Origin of the sequence: Desulfobotulus sp. (assembly GCF_034006065.1) — a bacterium.
GTDB lineage: Bacteria > Desulfobacterota > Desulfobacteria > Desulfobacterales > ASO4-4 > Desulfobotulus.
In genome coordinates this window covers 260,535-276,951 of the sequence record NZ_JAVETM010000001.1, presented here as the reverse complement: position 1 = coordinate 276,951, position 16,417 = coordinate 260,535, and the positions used below count along the sequence as shown (strand labels likewise).

The following is a 16,417-nucleotide window of genomic DNA, read 5'->3' as shown; positions in this document are numbered from 1 at the left end:
TTCAGTTTTGGAGGAGACCCGATGGCTGGAGGGCTTTTCTCATTTTCCAGCGTTGAAGCGCTTCAACGGCTTCCTCTGTGGCTTTGTCCATGGCGGCTTCCACAGCTTCGGGTTTTTCCCCTGTACCCAGGGTCAGGCGTCTGCCGGGCTTGAGGTCGATTTCTTCCTTAAAGGCTTTGAACTCCGCAGCCATAATACTCTTATAATCTTTAAAATCCTGCATCAGCGTTGCCTTGTAATCTCCAAAACTTTTCCTCTGAAATTCCACATATTCTGAAAAAGTCATTTCTCTTGGATCTTTGGCCTCAAAAAGGGCCATGGCTTGTTTGTCCTGGCGCTCCACGCCAATGGCCCCCTTGATCAGGGCCACATCCTCGCGTTTTTCATTGGAAGAAACGAGAAAAAGGGTGGCTTTGACGCCAATGACCACAAGGGGAGTCTGGGCGGTGATTCTGCGCCCATCCCGGGCTGTGATTTCAAAGAGGGCAACGCCGGACTCAAGCTTTGCCCCATCGGAAGCAAGAACCGTGAGAAGACTGTCTCCGTCCAGAAGAATTTCATCGTTTTGTGAGAAGATCAGTGCTTTGGCATTGCGGGTGGTCTGGACTTTTTCTCCGGGGTTGAGGATGCGGGGCAGGTCTCCGGGGGGTTTGGGGAAGGGAGAATCGGGTTCCAGAATACGCACCGCCCCTTCTGTACGGGTGAGAACCAGAGTTTGAAGATCAGGAGGATCCTTTGGCGCTGCTGGCGGTTGAACGGCTTGGGCGAAAGCGGGGGCAGTGAAAAGGAAAAAAGCCGTGCAAAGGCAGGTGAAAAAGGACGGGAAAGGACGCATGGAGGCCTCCGTGGGTCTTGGTGGATGTGCCTAGGGCACCCGTGAGAAAAGGGGTAACGGATTGTGTGCGCCGGGTTTTTACGGCAGAGAAACTATACCAGGGAAGTGCTTGGGGAGGAAAGGAAAAAGCATGCGCAGAGCGGCATGCTTTTTCGGCTGCTTTTTTCCGGAGAAAAGAAAAGAGGAGGCTGGTCTGGTGCAATCAGCAAGGGATGCCTGGAGCAGGTGGTTTTAGTCTGGGGCCTTTTCCTTTTAAACGCACCCAGAAGAGCTTATCCCGGCATCCCTCAAACAACATTTTGAAAAAGCTCTCAGGCCAGCTGACCTCCGTCACAGATCAGTGTGGTGCCTGTGGTGAAACTCGCTGCATCGCTGACCAGATAGAGCACAGCACCCGCCATTTCCTGGGGTTGGGCATAGCGGCCCATGGGAATCTGTTTGACGGCATATTCCCGGATATCGTCGTTCTGAATGAGAGCGCCCGCGAATTTGGTGTCCGTAAGACCGGGAAGAAGGGAGTTGACGCGGATTTTTCTTGGTGCCAGCTCCTTGGCAAAGGCCTTGGTCATGGAGATCACAGCGGCTTTGGAAATGGAGTATGCGCCCTGGAAAAGGGCAGGGCTGACACCGTTGACCGAAGCCACCGTGACAATGGATCCACCGCCGTTTTTATCCATCACCCTGGCTGCGGCCTGGATGAGGAAGAAGGGACCCTTGACGTTCACGTCCATGATCTTGTCCCAGGCCCCCTCATCCACACCGAAGAGGTCACCGAAGTAAGGGTTGGTGGCCGCATTGGCGACGAGAATATCCAGGCGTCCCAGTTCCTGATCGATGCGGTTTACAAGGGCTTTCACCGCCTCGATCTCCCCCATGTGGCAGGCCATGACCGTGGCCTTGCCTCCGGTCTTGCGGATGCCTTCGGCTACGGTTTCCAGCGCTTCGGCTTTGCGGCTGGAAAGCACCACATGGGCACCCTGGGCTGCGAGGGTTTTGGCGATGGCTTCACCGATGCCGCGGCTTGCGCCTGTGATGAGGGCAACTCTGTTTTCAAGGGAGAACAGGTTCTGCATAACAACTCCTTTCATGGGAAAGAGGGGGGACAGGCAGACGTTTGGACCCTATGGGACAGTACAAGGAGGCCATCAGGGATTCCGGGCCACGATATCCCGGCAGGCTTCCTCAAAAAAACCCACGGCATAGACCAGAAAACCAAAGCGCGGATCCTGGGTCTGACCATGATAAAAACGATAATAGATCTGCTGGGCAATGACGGCCAGGCGGAAAAGGCCGAAGGCGTAATAGAAATCAAAGCCTTTGACATTTCTGCCTGTTTTTTCCGCATACTTTGCCACCACCTCTTCCCGGCTCATCATGCCGGGCAGGGTGGTGGGCATGAGTCGGGTGAGTTTCAGGTTTTCCGAATCCGTTTCATTGATCCAGTAAGCCATGGAAGCTCCAAGATCCATCAGCGGGTCGCCGATGGTGGCCATCTCCCAGTCCAGAACACCGATGATGCGCGTGGGGTCCCTGGGATCCAGCACAACGTTATCAAATTTAAAATCATTGTGGATAATGCCCGGTTTTTTTGTATCTTCGGGCTGTTTTCTGGCAAGCCATTCCATGATGGTTTCAAAATCCGGAACATCCGGAGTGCGGGCATCGCGGAATCTCTTGGACCACCCTTCCACCTGACGGCGCACATAGCCTTCGGGTTTGCCGAAGTTTTCAAGGCCTGCGGCCTGAATGTCAAGGGAGTGAAGGTCCGCATGCACGGTCACCAGATTTTCACAGAGTCTGCGGGCCTGCTCGGGAGAGAGGCTGAGACCCTGGGGCAGCTCTTTGCGTAAAATGATGCCGGGAATTCTTTCCATGACATAAAAGTCACAGCCCATGATCGCAGGATCCTCGCAAAAGCACAGGGGCTCAGGGCATAGGGGAAAAATGGGTCTCAGGCTGCTGAGAATTCTGTATTCCCGGCCCATGTCGTGGGCGGTTTTTGCTTTTTTGCCAAAGGGCGGGCGACGCAGAACCATCTCTCTGTCTCCGGATTTCAGAAGATAGGTGAGATTGGAAAATCCGCTGGGAAACTGGTGAACCCGGATTTCCCCATCCATGCCGCTTATGGTTTTTCTGAGGTAGGCGGAAAGGCGCTCCAGGTCCAATTCCTCTCCGGATCGGACGACTGTGGCTTCATCCCGAATGGTCATGATCTCTCTCCTGCTGGACGTTCTCAATACCGGGTATCTCCTGATGCTTTGGAAACAGGAGGGGTCAGCGCGGCATGGATAAAGGAAATGAGGAATGTGGCGTAGGCATCCACATGGATTTTTCGTCTCTTGTACTTCCAGCGTTTCAGATACCAGTCCTGGAGCATGGCCTTAATCATGGCCGCCGTGAGTCTTGTATCCTGCACCTGAAAATCCCCTGCTGCTTTTCCATGCTCCAGGATTTCCACAAAAATGGATTCTGTCAGCAACTCGCTTTCAATGGCTTTTCGGGTTTCTTCCCTGCCAAGATTTTTGGTTTCCATGTAGGAAAAGTAAAACCACGGATGCATGATTTCACTGAGATAGAGGTGGGTGCGTATGGCTGTTTCCAGTCTTTCGATGGGATGGACAGGGGCTTTCAGGGCCTCGGCCATGACCGAGCTGACGAGCCTGCGCCCCTGTTCCTGCATGAGATTGAGCAGGGCTTCCTTTCCGGAAAAATAGGAGTAAAGGCAGCCCATGCTTAAGCCCGATTTTGCCTGAAGATCCCGCAGACTCATGGCGTCAAAGCCCTTTTCCACAGCAAGACTTAAGGCAGCATCCACGATGAGTACGAGATTTCTGACAGCGGTTTCCTCTTTTTTAACACGTATGACATCCGCTCTCTGACGGAACATATCCCGACACAGGGTTTCAAGGGAAATGTCATAATGTTTCCTGAAGGCTTCAAAATCCATGGGCAAATACCACCTGAAACGAAATTCAGATTTTTTCCGCATAGGAGGGATTTTCTGATCCTTGCGAATGGAAAGGGCTTTTTTTAGTCTGTGTAGCGTCTGAGAATGCGTTTGGCCATGGCAGTTTTATGCACCTCGTCTGCTCCGTCATAAATGCGGGCTGCCCGTTCATGGCGGAAGAAATAGGCAAGGATGGTGTCGTCGGTCATGCCAAGACCCCCATGCACCTGGAGTGCCCGGTCAATGACTTTCTGCATGACACCCGCCACATAGAACTTGATGGCGGAAATCTCATCCCTTGCCTTGGCAGCGCCCACCTGATCAATGCACCAGGCCGCATGCAGGGTCATGAGCCGGGCGGACTGGATTTCCGCAGCGGATTCCGCCACCCACTGCTGGACGATGTGGCGGGAGGCCAGGGTCTGCCCATCCCGGGTGATTTTGCGGAAATTGGCCCGCCTGCACATGAGATCAAAGGAGCGGTTGCAGATGCCGATCCAGCGCATACAGTGATGAATGCGACCCGGCCCCAGTCGATCCTGGGCCATGACAAAGCCATGTCCCTCAGGACCCAGAAGATTTTCCTGGGGAACCCGGCAGTTCTGAAGGATAATTTCTCCATGGCTGGCGTAGTCCGTGCCTTCATGCCCCATCACGGGAATGTTGCGGACAAGGTTGAAGCCCGGCGTGTCTGTGGGCACGATGATCATGCTGGCTTGGGCGTAGGTGGGCGCTTCCGGATTGGTGACCGCCATGACGATACAGAACTGGGAACCGTCCGCAGCGGTGGTGTACCACTTGTGCCCGTTGATGACATAATCCTTGCCGTCTTTTACGGCGGTGGTGCCGAGAAGGACAGGATTGGAGCCTGGCATGTCCGGCTCTGTCATGCCAAAGCAGCCCCGGATATCGCCGGCCACAAGGGGTGCCAGCCAGCGCTCCTTCTGCTCCTTGGTGCCGTACATATGAATAATTTCTGCATTGCCCGCGTCCGGTGCCTGGCACCAGAACACATAATGGCCCAGGGGGGAACGGCCCAGGGCTTCGGACACCATGGCATGTTCCACCATGGAAAGGCCCATACCGCCCAGCTCCGGCGGATAGATGGGGGCCCAGAGTTCCATTTCTTTGACCATTCTTTGTTTTTCCCGAATGACGGGCAGGAGTTCATGGAAATCCTTTTTAACAAATTCCTTTTCCAAAGGGAAAAGTTCTTTTTCCACAAACTCGTGGATCATCTTTAAGATGGTCTGCATCTTGTCGGATACGGTAAAATCCATTGTTTCTCCTTATCGTTTAACGGTAAGTGATCAGATCGGGCTTGTGGCAGAGCTCCAGATGGGGGGCGAGGTTCCAGGCGTGGAGGCGGAAATTTTCCCCTTTGCCCGCGACCCAGATGCTCAGGGAGGTATTGAAGCATTGCCAGGACATGGTGATGGCTTTTTTGGGCGGAACCTGGAGAAAAAGATGCAGGCAGGCAGCCATGACCCCTCCGGAGGTGACGATGGCTGTCTTTTTTGGCCCCTTAAGATCCAGATCCAGAATGCCTCTGTGTACCCTGCTGCGAAACTCAGACCAGCTTTCCAGAGGAAGGCTTGCGGTTTCCATGTCCATCCAGCGATCCAGGACCTGGCCTAAAATTCTCTGAAAGGCCTGCTTGTCCGCCACCATATTTTCAAGATCCCTGGAAGCTTCCTTGTTTTCCGCGAGGATAGCGGGAAGCATTTCCCGGAAAACACCTTCGGAATCATATTCATTAAAGGCGGGCAGCAGGGAAAGCTTAGGAGACTGAACCCGGCTTTTTAGTTTTTCCATGAGAATGCGGGCGGTTTTCTCCTGGCGGCTCAGGCTTCCGGAAGCCAGAAGGTCAAAACGGGTGTCCGTCTGTATCAGGTAATCCGCCAGAAGCTCTGCCTGCTTCTCTCCTCTTGGGGAAAGCCTGTCATAATTGGCTTCACCAAAGGAGGCCTGACCGTGACGGATGAGGTAGAGCATGCCCATATGGAGTCCTTTTTTTGAGCCTCTGGGTTCAAGGTGTTCTGATGGGGGGAGTATACGTGGGGAAGGTGGGAGCGTCAATAAAAAAGAACGAACGTTCGATTTTGTTATGGCAGAGCGGAGGAAAAGGCTTTTTTTTAAAGATTGTAAGCGAAAAACGAGGGAGGGTGCGATCCTGGGGCTTGTGTTGTGGGGCTTGTGAAGGTAAGGATGTGGGGCAAGGTATGTGAGGCGGAATCATTTACAAGAATGGGGCGGATGATGGCGGATATGGCAGAAGAGACGCAGGAAGGCGCATTTCACATCCCCTTCGGGGCCATGCTGAAGCTTAAAATCGACGGGATCCTGATTCCCGTTGAAATAAAAAGCCAATTGGTGGGCATGCTCAAAGATGAGTACCTCCTCATCACCCACCCCACGCCCCTTGCCACCACAAAGCCTAAGCTTTTTCCCGGCAACCGGGTGATTGCCCAATACCAGAGTGGGGATACGGTGGTGGTGTTTGGGGTACAGATCAAGGCTTTTCTTCTGAAACCCATACGGGTGGTGGTACTGGAGTACCCGGATAAGGTGCTGCGTCGCAAATTGCGCGCGGAATCCTGATGCTGTGAATGACGGCGGAAGCGCCATTCCCGGAAGTTATGGGAGACATCAAAATGCATGTTGTGGTGTGTGTGAAGGCTGTGGCGGATCGTCTGCCCGATCTGGGGCCCTCGGGGCAGGAGGATGGCACCGAAGGACTGCACATGAATGAATGGGACAGTGTGGCCGTGGAAACAGCCCTGCAGATGCGTGCCAAGGAAAAGGATCTTCGCATCACAGCCCTGTGCGCAGGGCCTCCTTCCTGGGATGGGGTGCTGCGACGTGCTGTGGGTATGGGCGTGGATGCCGCCCTACGCGTGGATTATGCATCCGAATCGGCGGATCCCTCAGCAGGGGCGAGGGCTCTGGCCGCAGGTATGGCGCAGCTGAATCCCGATCTCATCCTCTGTGGCGCCATGGGGGAGGATGGCATGCAGGCTGCCACAGGCCCCATGCTGGCTGCGGCCCTTATGCTTCCTTTCTGTACCATGGCCATGTCCATGGACCGTGAGGCGGGAGGCCTGCGGGTTTCCTGTGAGGACGAGGGCGGAAAACGGCGCATTTATTTTCTTCCTCTGCCTTGCCTGATCACCGTGCAGACGGGCATTTACCCCCCCCGATATCCCAGGCTTTCCCTGATGCTCAAAGCCGACAGAATGGAAATCCCCGTTCTTGCCTTTTCCCGGACAAAGGCCCTGCCCAGGCTGCGCCTTGCATATTTTGAATCTCCGCCCCCGAGCCGCAGGGTGCATATGCTGACTGGAAGCGCTGAAGAGAAAGCCAGGGAGCTGGTGGCTCTTCTGGATCAGCGAGGATGGCTGGATTTGGGTAAGCTGGAGGAAGGCCCATGAAGATCTGGATGATTCTCGGCTCGAAGGAAAAGCTCTCCACAGGGGCAGAGATGCTGGCCGCAGCCAGGCAGATTGGGGAAGACAGATCCGCCTGCCCCACCTTTGTCTTTCCCTTTGGAGATGGGGCACAGCAGGCAAAGGATTTTGCCGCCCTGGGTGCGGATGTGCAGATTTTTGCCCCAGGGGGAAAGGGCGATGACCTGACCCCGGAAGGGGCCCTTTTTTGTCTGCGCGCCTGTATGGCGCCGGGAAAAGAAGATTTTGTACTGATGCCCGACGCCGCCATGTGGCGAGCGGTGGCTCCGGCCCTGGCCTTTCATCTGGAAGCTGCATTCGCAGCCGGTATCCGCGCACTGCGCTGGGAGGGAGAAGAGCTTTTCCTCGGGCGTCAGACCTGGAGTGGAAGACGTCTGGCCTGGCTGGGGCTCAGGGGAGGCCCCGGAGTCTTCACCGTGGCCCAAGGGGCCTTTCTCCCTGGGGAAAGGGGAGAAAAATCCGGATCCATCACTTCCTTTGCCCCCCTCATCCCTGGGGGAGAGAGCCGATTCTGCGGTGAAGAACCCGGTGCGGGGGTGGCTCTGGGCCTGAAAGAAGCGCGCATCATAGTGGCTGCGGGGCGGGGAGTGGGAGGACCGGAGGGGTTGGATCTGCTTGGGAAGCTGGCAACCCACCTGCCGGGCAGCATCCTTGGCGGCAGCCGGCCTGTGTGTGACTGCGGGTGGCTCCCCTACGACCGCCAGATCGGAGAGACGGGTGCGGACGTGGCGCCGGAGCTATATCTTGCCTGCGGAGTTTCCGGAGCATCCCAGCACTTAGTCGGTATGGGGCGTTCCGGCCTGGTGGTGGTGGTGAATAAGGATCCTGCCGCACCTTTTTTCAGGCATGGGGATGTGGGAATTGTGGAAGATCTGGGCGCTTTCTTACCAAGGCTTCTCGAGGTTCTCGCTGAGGAAAAAAAGAAATAAGAAGAAAAAAAATCTTATTTCTGAATCAGTCAATTCCATATTCGGAAAGAAGGGCGTCGATGTTCTCCTGGGAAATCTTGTGCTGAACCTCTTCCCGGATCTCCTTGCTGTTTTTCTCGGGATTGGCTTCCTTATCCTGAAGCATGAGGTTATGGGAAACATAAAGCCGGTTGATGATCTCTTCCACTTTACGGATGAAAAGAATCACCTTGTGCATTTTTTGTCCGATGAGATCCTGAAAACTTAAGGCTGTGAGGATATGGATGAAATCTTCCTGAAGTCCGTTGAGATAGGCATCCGCAGGAAATGTTGACGGGGTATTTTCCTTCAGCGCAGCCCGCTGGTTTTCAAGGGCCTCCATCTGCCGCTCCACAATGTCCATGATGGAAAAGGTGGCATTTTCGGTCCGTCTGTGAATATCTTCGAGCTGAATGGCGGTCTGGTTGAAAGCCTCTCCGGGCGCGTCCTCGGCCGCGTTTTTTCCTGATGTATCCCTTCGGAGTTTGCGCATTTCCCTCACAAGATCCTCAAGCCCTTCCTTGATATCCGTGGAAATACTCTGATAAAATTCTCCGTCATTGATGGCCCTGGAAAGGGCTTTCTGCACTTCCACGGCAACGGATTTTTCAAGCGTTTCCTTGATGGTCTTGGAAACATCCTGGTTGAGGCGCTCGGCCAGCCTTGAGAGTATTTCTTCTTCCATAAGCATCCTGTGGAGGGTGGTTAAAAAGGTGGATTCGCTTCTGTCCGGATCCAATCCGCCTACTTTCTGGAGCGAGGAAAAGGCCGCTGCCGGGCCAGAATACGCCCGGTCAGGAAAAAGCTAAGAGCTGGGCAGATCTTCAAAGTTCATCGGGCGGGGCAAAAAAGGCATATCCCAGGCCTGCGGTCTTGGCCCTGTACATGGCCTCATCCGCATAGCGGATCAGGGTTTTGATGTCTTTACTGTCATCGGGATAAATGGCCACCCCAAAACTTCCGGAAACGGAAACCTGCAATTTTTCAATGTCAATGGGCTGGACAACGGCCTTCATGAGGCGTCGTACACTTAAGGAGGCGTGAATGCCGGCTTTGAGGTCGCTCAAGCCCATCACGAATTCATCCCCGCCAAAGCGGGCCAGAATATCGGTTTGACGAATGGTATCCTGCAGACGGTCTGCAATCACCCGGAGTACCACGTCGCCTGCCTTATGTCCATGGGTATCATTTACGGGTTTGAAACCATTAAGGTCCATGAAAACAAAGGCAATTTTGGTTTTGGTCCTGCGTCCCTGCTGGAGAAGTTGTTCCGCGCGTTCCATAAAGGTTTCCCGCGTGGGCAGGCCTGTGAGGGCATCCAGATTCTCCCGTACGGGCTCACAGGCATGTCGGAGTAAAACCACATAAAAGTTGTTGGTTTCAGGATTGTGTCTGAGGATAACTTCTCGATCTTCCTCTGCAATGAGCCCTTCGGCCGTGTACCGGACTTCCTTTTTTTCAATGCGGGCCTTTTCCAGGAGAACCTGCAAGGTGCCCAGACGGGCCTTGGGAATCAGGCTGTGCATGCTCCGTCCTGAAAAATCATGGATACCCGTGCTTCGGGTCAGGGGGGCATTGGCGTAGAGAATGGTCAGATCCGCATTGAGAATGCACATTTCAAGGGGAATCATCTCATGGAAAAGGGCCAGGTTAAGAGGGTCCATGGGGAAAGCCTTTATGGTCTGGAATTCTGGTTTTTTGAAGACAGAATCCGGCAAGGATCCGGGCTGCAGGTGAAGCCCTTTTACCGCATCCTGAGACATGGTTCCCTTAAGACCGGCAGAAGGCGCTGTGTTTGCAGGCGTGTAAGAACGGGGAAAGGGGAGACCCCAAGGCCTCCCCCTGAAGTCAGACGGCCCGACGTTTCAGAATTTCCTCCACGATTTTATCCGCGCTGAAGCCAAACAGCTCCTCTGTGGTGAAAAGATCCAGAAACTCATCCTTCCATCCTACGGAGTATTCGTTCACATTGTTGCGTATGCGATCCAGTTTACCGCCTAAGGCTTTCATCCGGGCAAAAAGCGGTACCGTGGGATGGAAGGCTACGTCCAGGGAAAGCAGGTATTCGACCACCCTGTGCCCTTCGGCAGACTCGGAAAAGGCGGGAATGATGAGGATCCTTCGGCCATCCTTTTTTCCCTGGCCGATGAAGACATTGCCTTCATGGACAATGATGCGCTTGCTGCCCCTTAAGGTGGGATCCGTTTCTGTCCTGGAAGACATGGAAACCAGGGTTCCCGTTTTCCGGATCAGGGAAATGGTGGTCTGGCCATTGGCCTCTCCCAGAAGATTGAGGCCCTGGATTCTGTAGAGAAACGCGCCATTCACCCTGGCAATCACGGACTGCAGGTTGCGCAGGACAAGGATATTGCGGCTGCTGAGCTGGGAGATGCGAATGTCGTGTTCGGCCAGGGCATCAAAGAGAAGGCCTTCCACCTTTTCACTGATGCGGCTGGTGCCCACGGTGACGGTTTTGGCCTGATGTTTGATGGCGTCCACCGGTCGGGCAAGCAGGTTGATGGCCTTTCCAAGTTTTTCAAAAAAGAGATCCAGAACGGCCTGGATACTCTTCACCCTTGCAAAATCCACTTCCACATCCGCAATGGGCAGTCGTCCGGCGAGGTATTTGCTGAGAAGCAGAATATCCGTTGCCTCCCTGGCGTTGAGAAGGAAGGTGAGGGGACCTTCGGACAAGGCCTTCCGGAACAGGGCGCCGAATACGGCCACCTCTTCGCGGAATCGCTTTTCAAGGACAATCTCATGGATGTCCATGCCTTTGCGGGAAAATTCCTGAACCACCCCTGTTATGCGCTGACGCTGTTCATAGAGAAAGCGGGAAGCGTCATGGATAGCCAGGGCTGCATGGTAGCCCCAGATATGACCCGCGAGGGTGGTGAGGAGTGGAGCCAGATGCTCGGGCAGGTCAGGAACGGGAATGATCTGGGAGGCGTAGCCATCAAAGCGATCATCCCCTTCGGCCACCACCACCACGGGCAGGGCTTTATGGGCATGGAAGATTGCTGTATCCTTAATGATATCTCCCATGACAGCGCTGCGCGTACCCGCAGCACAGATGAAAATCAGGGGCTCTGCGGAAAGATCGATGTGTTTTTTGTCTTCCACATAATCCGATGAGATGGTGCGGTAGCAGAGTTCGCTGAGTTTGATGCGGATTTCATCCGCAGCGCTCTTGTTGGGGCCTGATCCCACAGTGGCCCAGTAGGTTCGGGAAACGGCGAGTTTTTTTGCCCCTTCTCCGATGGCTGTTTTCAGTGAGAGAACTTTGCGCATTTTGTCGGGGATGGCCACCAACTCCCGGATTTCCGAGGCAATGAAATCCTCGTTTCTTTTGCCAAGCACCTTGGTCAGGTGAAGCCCGAGGAGGGCACCAGCCACAATCTGGGAGTAAAAGGCCTTGGTGGATGCCACAGACATTTCAATGTCCCGGCCTGAACTGGTGTAAAGCACCCCGTCCACTTTGAAGGTCAGGTCCGAATCTCTGCGGTTCACAATGCCGATGGTCCTTGCGCCGCGGCTGCGTACCATATCCACGCTGCGGTTGGTATCCGTGGTGGTGCCGGACTGGCTGATGGCAACGACGAGGCAATCGGCCATGGCGTCGGCGAGGTCTTTGTCATCAAGGAAAAAACCACTGAGTTCCGAAGCTTTCAGGGCCTGGATCTGGATGGAGGGATCTCCGATATAGTGCCGCAGCAGATCCGCAGAGGCCTGGGCTGCAATGGAGGCCGTTCCCTGACCGATGAAAAAGACCCTGCGGATTTTCCCGGAACGAAATTCCTGATCAAGACTTTCCGGCACGGCCGAAGGCTCCAGAAGAACAGTATAACGACCTTCTTCGGCATCTTCCATCCGAAAGCGGCCTGCAAGGGTCTGGGCAACGGAATGGGGAGATTCGCTGATTTCCTTGATAAAATAGTGGGGAAAATCCTGGCGGTCGATATCCCTGGAGGTGATGGCCGTATGTTTGACCATGTCTTTTCGGATGGGAAAGGGCGTTCCGTCGTAGTAGAAGGCGCGGATGTCCTCCACAGGATCCTCGGCGTTCTCATCCAGGATGAAAACCTGGCCCTGGGTTTTGCCCTTTTCGCCTTCCACCACCTTTTCGCCTTCCACCTTCACGTAGGTCGGCATACTTTCCACAAAACCATAGACTTCCGATGCCGCAAGGTAATAGTCTTTTCCGATTCCCACAAATATGGCCTGCCCCGAACCCTTCTGGGCTAAAAAGAGCTGACCCGGCGCCAGATCTGTCTGCATCCATATGGCATGGGAACCCTCAAAATCTGAGACTGCCTTTCGGAAGGCCTCCTCAATGCTTTCCCCTTCCCTGAGATAATGCTCCACCTGGAGGGGGATGATTTTGGTATCCGTTGAAATTTCCGCAGGAATGGTGTCCCAGCGGTTTTCATAGCGCTGTTTGAGTTCCATGTAGTTGTCAATGTCGCCATTCAGCGCCACTTGTATGATGCCTGAGCGGATACTGCCCGGATCCTGGGTCTGATTGTCCACAGGATGACAGTTGGGCACGGAAATTTCCCCCACAGAGGCCCATCGGGTATGGGCGGCCACGGAAAAATGCAGGCGGGGCAGGGGGCTGAGGAGGTGCAGCAGGGTATCGTTTTTGATCTGGCTGCGTAAAAATGCGCCGTTGTCACCCAGGGAACCGATTTCGGCTGCCACCTTGTAGGTAAAGGCGAGGCTGATCTTGTGTGCGCCTTTGCGCACCTGGTTCTGTATGCTGATGGACTGGTTGGTCAGGACCCTGGGATTGCTGCGTTCCGCAAGCTGGGGGGTGAGCCCCTCTTCATGTACGCGTTTGCGGAACAGGGCGAAGTGCTCGGGATCCAGAACAAAGAAAAGGGAAATGCCTGCGGAATCCCGGCCCCGGACCTCAAGAATTTCAATGCTGTTCAAAACTGCCTGGGTGCGGTGAAAAACGCTGAGATGTTCGGGCGGAAGAGGCAGGGAAACATTGCCCGCAAGCGTCCGTGTTTTTTCGAGGTTGGCCAGAAGGTCTCTGGAAAGGTGCCAGTGCATGTCCTGCAGTTTTTCCAGTCTGGATCGGAGAAGGACCAGGTTGTCCTGGGAAAGCCTGGCCTGCTTTGCTGTGAGGATTTCCCTCTGTGCAAGAGTTTTTTCACCCATGATCCGGGTGATTGCTTCCAGATCTTCGCGCAGGTCTGGGTCGGAGAAAAGCCGGAATATGGCGGCCTCACTGCGCAGAAGGTCAACCTTGCGGGCCATGTCGGCTAAACGGGCTTCGCCTCCGAGAAACTCAGCAAAGTTTTTTTCTTCAAGCACCTTAAGATCGGCAAAGGGCATGGTTGTAATTGATTGGCGAATTTCGGCGACGATGGTCTCGAGGCTTGCCTGGGATAAGGCCGGGGGCTGAATATTCTGCTCTTGTTTTTTGTAGGCGATGAGCCCGGCAAGACCACAATGCAGCTCGGTTGGGCAAAGGGGGAAAAGCACAAGGCTTCCTGCTGGAACGCTGGCGAGACTGCGGCCGAATTTCAGGCGTTTCAGGAGACCCCTGAGGGAGGCGTTCTTAAAACTCATGGATACCTCTGAAAGGGTTATGGAGATCATACATAAAAAAAACATTCGGGTGCGGCCCATGGGGGCAGGCATGAAGCGTAAGGATGGCAAACAGAAGAGAATTTACGCGATAATGGCAGGATTGTCAAAGTGCTTTCCCCTGACAGGGGAAAGCACTTTGTACGGATTTAAAGGACTCTGGGCAGAGGCCCTGGTGTTTTAAGACCTGCGGGCCTTTTTTTTGTTTTTTTACATTCTTTCAAAGAAGCGACGCATGCGGTCCCGGCTCATTTTCTGCTGCCAGTCTTTGCCCAGGCAGTTTTCCCATAGGGGAATCATGCCCATGGAAACCTCCACCATTTTTTCCATTTGCGCTTCAGTGAGGCCGGAGGTGAGATTCCTTGGGATCTGGATGTGATTTTTTTCCGCCATGGCCCGGAATTCCTTCACCCCCTCAGGATAGAAATCTTCAAGGTAGTCAAACACGATGGAATTGGCAATGCCATGGTGCAGTCCCAGGACATAACTTAAACCATAGGAAAGGGCGTGGCAGGCTCCCACCTGGGAATAGGCGATGCTCATGCCGCCGAAATAGGAGGCCATCATGAGCTTTTCGTCGGATTCGGCATGGTGGTCGAGAAAAACCTCCCTGCAGAGCACCTGGGATTGTTCCCCAAAGGCCCTGGCGTATTCATTGACAAAGGTGCCGCAGAGGGCTTCCACATTATGGATGTAGCAGTCCATGCCAGTCCAGAACCATTGTTCTGGTATGGTTTCGCGGACGCCTTCGAGAAGATCGGGATCCAGAACCACCTGGTCATAGACGGTGTGGTCGGAGTTGAGGCCCAGCTTGCGCACAGGCCCTGTGAGTACGGCCGTCCGGGAAACCTCGGCACCTGTGCCTGCCAGGGTAGGGATGCCCACATGATAGATCGCAGGGAATTTGATGAGATCCCATCCCTGATATTCATGGGAGGGGCCGGGGTTGGTGAGCATGAGGGAAACGGCCTTGGCCGTGTCCAGAATGGATCCGCCGCCAATGCCGATGACGCCGTCGGGCAACCGTCCTTCACCGCAGAAATCCCGGACCTGCTGAGTGAGGGCGTCGATGCCTGTGGTTTTGGGCTCATGGTCCACATTCACCCGCAAGACGAGGTCGCCATCGCGCAGGGGCAGGCGTTTATCCAGAGCCTTACCCGTAAAAAAATCATCCAGAATAAAAACCATGATGCCGCTGCCTTTCCGCTGGGGTTCCAGAATGGCGTCCAGCTGGTCAAAGGAGCCGCGGCCAAACACGACACGGGGTACAACTTTCAGATTGCGATACATAAGGTTTCCTTTCATGGATGTATCAAAGGGCGTCAGAGGGAGGCAAAAGCCTTTTTCATGCCCTGGATGCGTGCTTCAAGATCCTTTGCAGTCCATGCCAGACGGATCTGCATGGAGAGGGCCCGACCCATGATGGCGTCGGAAACGGGCTTGGAAAGGCCTGTATAGTCCGGCGTGTCATGGCGCAGCTCCAGAGGGAGGCGGGCCAGGCTGGTCATGTTGCGGATGTGATCCCAGCGGCGGATATAATGCCAGTTGTTGTCATACCAGTAAAACACCCCGTCCACGCCATGGGCGGGAAGGGCTTTGGCCAGGGCGCGGGCCTTGTCCTCGGTTTCCATAAAAAAGCTTAAATGGGTTGCAGAATCGCCCGCAGGATCGGGAATCTCACGGAAACGAACCCCCTGGATCTGGCTCAGGGCGTCCTTCAGGATGGCTTTGTGCCTGCGTTGGGTTTCAAGGATGGTATCGAGCTTGCGCAGCTGGGCCAGGCCCACGGCGGCGTTCATTTCACTGATGCGGAAGTTGAGACCGATGAAAGGATGGCTTTCAGCTCCCCTATCTGTTCCCACATGATCGTGTCCATGATCGGAAAAGGCATGGGCTTTGAAGTAAAGATCCTCATCGTTGGTGATGAGTCCGCCGCCCTCACCGCAGGTGACGGTTTTGACATAATCAAAGGAAAAGCATCCCATGCTCCCGAAACTGCCCAGGGCCTTTCCCCTGTAGCTGGCACCGAGGGCCTGGCAGGCGTCTTCCAGAAGAAGAAGTCCTTTTTCCTGGCAAAGGTCGGCCAGGGCGTCAATGCGGGCCATGGATCCGCACATGTGAACCGGCATGATGGCTTTGGTTCTCGGCGTGATGGCTGCGGCGGCAGCCTTGGGGCAGAGGCAGAGGGTTTCATCAATGTCTGCAAAAACAGGGGCCGCGCCTGCGGCCACAACGGCCTCAATGGTGGCCACAAAGGTAAAGGTGGGAACAATGACCTCATCGCCTGCGCCCACACCGCAGGCAGCCAGCATGACCTGAAGCGCCGCTGTGCCACTGGAAACCAGATGGGCGTGACGGACACTCAGGCGCTGAGCCAGTGTGTTTTCAAAATCCCGGGCTTTAAAGATGCCTTTGCGGGGGCCATCGAAATTGTAGCGCATGAGAACGCCTGTCTGGAGAACTTCCTGCACTTCTCTGCGTTCTTCTTCTCCGAAAATTTCAAAACCCGGCATGTGAATCTCCTTATAAGGCTAAACAGTGTCCGAACAGAAACAGGGTCAGCACAGGGTCCGCAAGGGCGCCATGCCATACCACAAAGCAAGAGACGAAATTCCAGAGGCCT

At 54.7% G+C, this 16,417-nt stretch carries 14 protein-coding genes; 3 read left to right on the top strand and 11 right to left on the bottom strand.

Annotation, left to right across the window (positions count from 1 at the left end):
- Nucleotide 1 precedes the first annotated feature (1 nt).
- The 6 genes from RBR60_RS01235 to RBR60_RS01210 form a co-directional block, all read right to left on the bottom strand.
- The gene (locus tag RBR60_RS01235) at nt 2-835 is read right to left on the bottom strand and encodes a FecR family protein (protein ID WP_320353829.1); all 834 of its coding nucleotides are present in this window, start codon (nt 833-835) and stop codon (nt 2-4) included.
- Nucleotides 836-1,146: 311 nt separating this feature from the next.
- Nucleotides 1,147-1,908: an SDR family oxidoreductase gene (locus tag RBR60_RS01230; RefSeq protein WP_320353827.1), complete on the bottom strand. Its 762-nt coding sequence runs from the start codon at nt 1,906-1,908 to the stop codon at nt 1,147-1,149.
- Between the two features lie 72 nt (nt 1,909-1,980).
- Nucleotides 1,981-3,045, bottom strand: a complete 1,065-nt coding sequence (locus RBR60_RS01225) for a phosphotransferase family protein (protein ID WP_320353826.1) — start codon at nt 3,043-3,045, stop codon at nt 1,981-1,983.
- Between the two features lie 23 nt (nt 3,046-3,068).
- A complete protein-coding gene (locus RBR60_RS01220; protein ID WP_320353825.1) occupies nt 3,069-3,782 on the bottom strand; it encodes a TetR/AcrR family transcriptional regulator in 714 nt (237 codons plus the stop codon).
- A gap of 83 nt (nt 3,783-3,865) precedes the next feature.
- Nucleotides 3,866-5,062 carry an acyl-CoA dehydrogenase family protein gene (locus RBR60_RS01215; RefSeq protein ID WP_320353824.1) on the bottom strand — a complete coding sequence of 399 codons (1,197 nt, stop codon included), beginning with the start codon at nt 5,060-5,062 and terminating at the stop codon, nt 3,866-3,868.
- Nucleotides 5,063-5,078: 16 nt separating this feature from the next.
- Nucleotides 5,079-5,783 (bottom strand): histidine phosphatase family protein, encoded by a 705-nt coding sequence (locus RBR60_RS01210; RefSeq protein WP_320353822.1) that lies wholly within the window; start codon nt 5,781-5,783, stop codon nt 5,079-5,081.
- A 267-nt stretch (nt 5,784-6,050) separates the two neighbouring features.
- Between RBR60_RS01210 and RBR60_RS01205 the strand changes: the two genes are divergently transcribed.
- From RBR60_RS01205 to RBR60_RS01195, 3 genes are read left to right on the top strand one after another with little or no spacing between them, the layout of a single operon-like run.
- Nucleotides 6,051-6,383: a flagellar brake protein gene (locus RBR60_RS01205; protein ID WP_320353821.1), complete on the top strand. Its 333-nt coding sequence runs from the start codon at nt 6,051-6,053 to the stop codon at nt 6,381-6,383.
- Between the two features lie 53 nt (nt 6,384-6,436).
- Nucleotides 6,437-7,213, top strand: a complete 777-nt coding sequence (locus RBR60_RS01200; protein ID WP_320353820.1) for a hypothetical protein — start codon at nt 6,437-6,439, stop codon at nt 7,211-7,213.
- Nucleotides 7,210-8,178, top strand: a complete 969-nt coding sequence (locus RBR60_RS01195) for an electron transfer flavoprotein subunit alpha/FixB family protein (RefSeq protein WP_320353819.1) — start codon at nt 7,210-7,212, stop codon at nt 8,176-8,178. The genes RBR60_RS01200 and RBR60_RS01195 overlap by 4 nt, the downstream gene beginning before the upstream one ends.
- 25 nt (nt 8,179-8,203) lie before the next feature.
- Here the strand turns inward: RBR60_RS01195 and RBR60_RS01190 are convergent, their stop codons facing one another.
- The 5 genes from RBR60_RS01190 to RBR60_RS01170 form a co-directional block, all read right to left on the bottom strand.
- Nucleotides 8,204-8,881: a protein phosphatase CheZ gene (locus tag RBR60_RS01190; protein ID WP_320353817.1), complete on the bottom strand. Its 678-nt coding sequence runs from the start codon at nt 8,879-8,881 to the stop codon at nt 8,204-8,206.
- Nucleotides 8,882-9,020: 139 nt separating this feature from the next.
- On the bottom strand, nt 9,021-9,860 hold the full coding sequence (locus RBR60_RS01185; protein WP_320353816.1) for a GGDEF domain-containing protein: 840 nt from the start codon (nt 9,858-9,860) through the stop codon (nt 9,021-9,023).
- A 184-nt stretch (nt 9,861-10,044) separates the two neighbouring features.
- Nucleotides 10,045-13,776, bottom strand: coding sequence for an SIS domain-containing protein (locus RBR60_RS01180; protein WP_320353815.1), 3,732 nt, complete (start codon nt 13,774-13,776; stop codon nt 10,045-10,047).
- Between the two features lie 228 nt (nt 13,777-14,004).
- A complete protein-coding gene (locus RBR60_RS01175) occupies nt 14,005-15,084 on the bottom strand; it encodes an iron-containing alcohol dehydrogenase family protein (protein WP_320353814.1) in 1,080 nt (359 codons plus the stop codon).
- A gap of 32 nt (nt 15,085-15,116) precedes the next feature.
- Entirely contained in the window at nt 15,117-16,307 is a 1,191-nt protein-coding gene (locus tag RBR60_RS01170; protein ID WP_320353813.1) for a DegT/DnrJ/EryC1/StrS family aminotransferase, read from the bottom strand.
- Between the last annotated feature and the right edge of the window lie 110 nt (nt 16,308-16,417).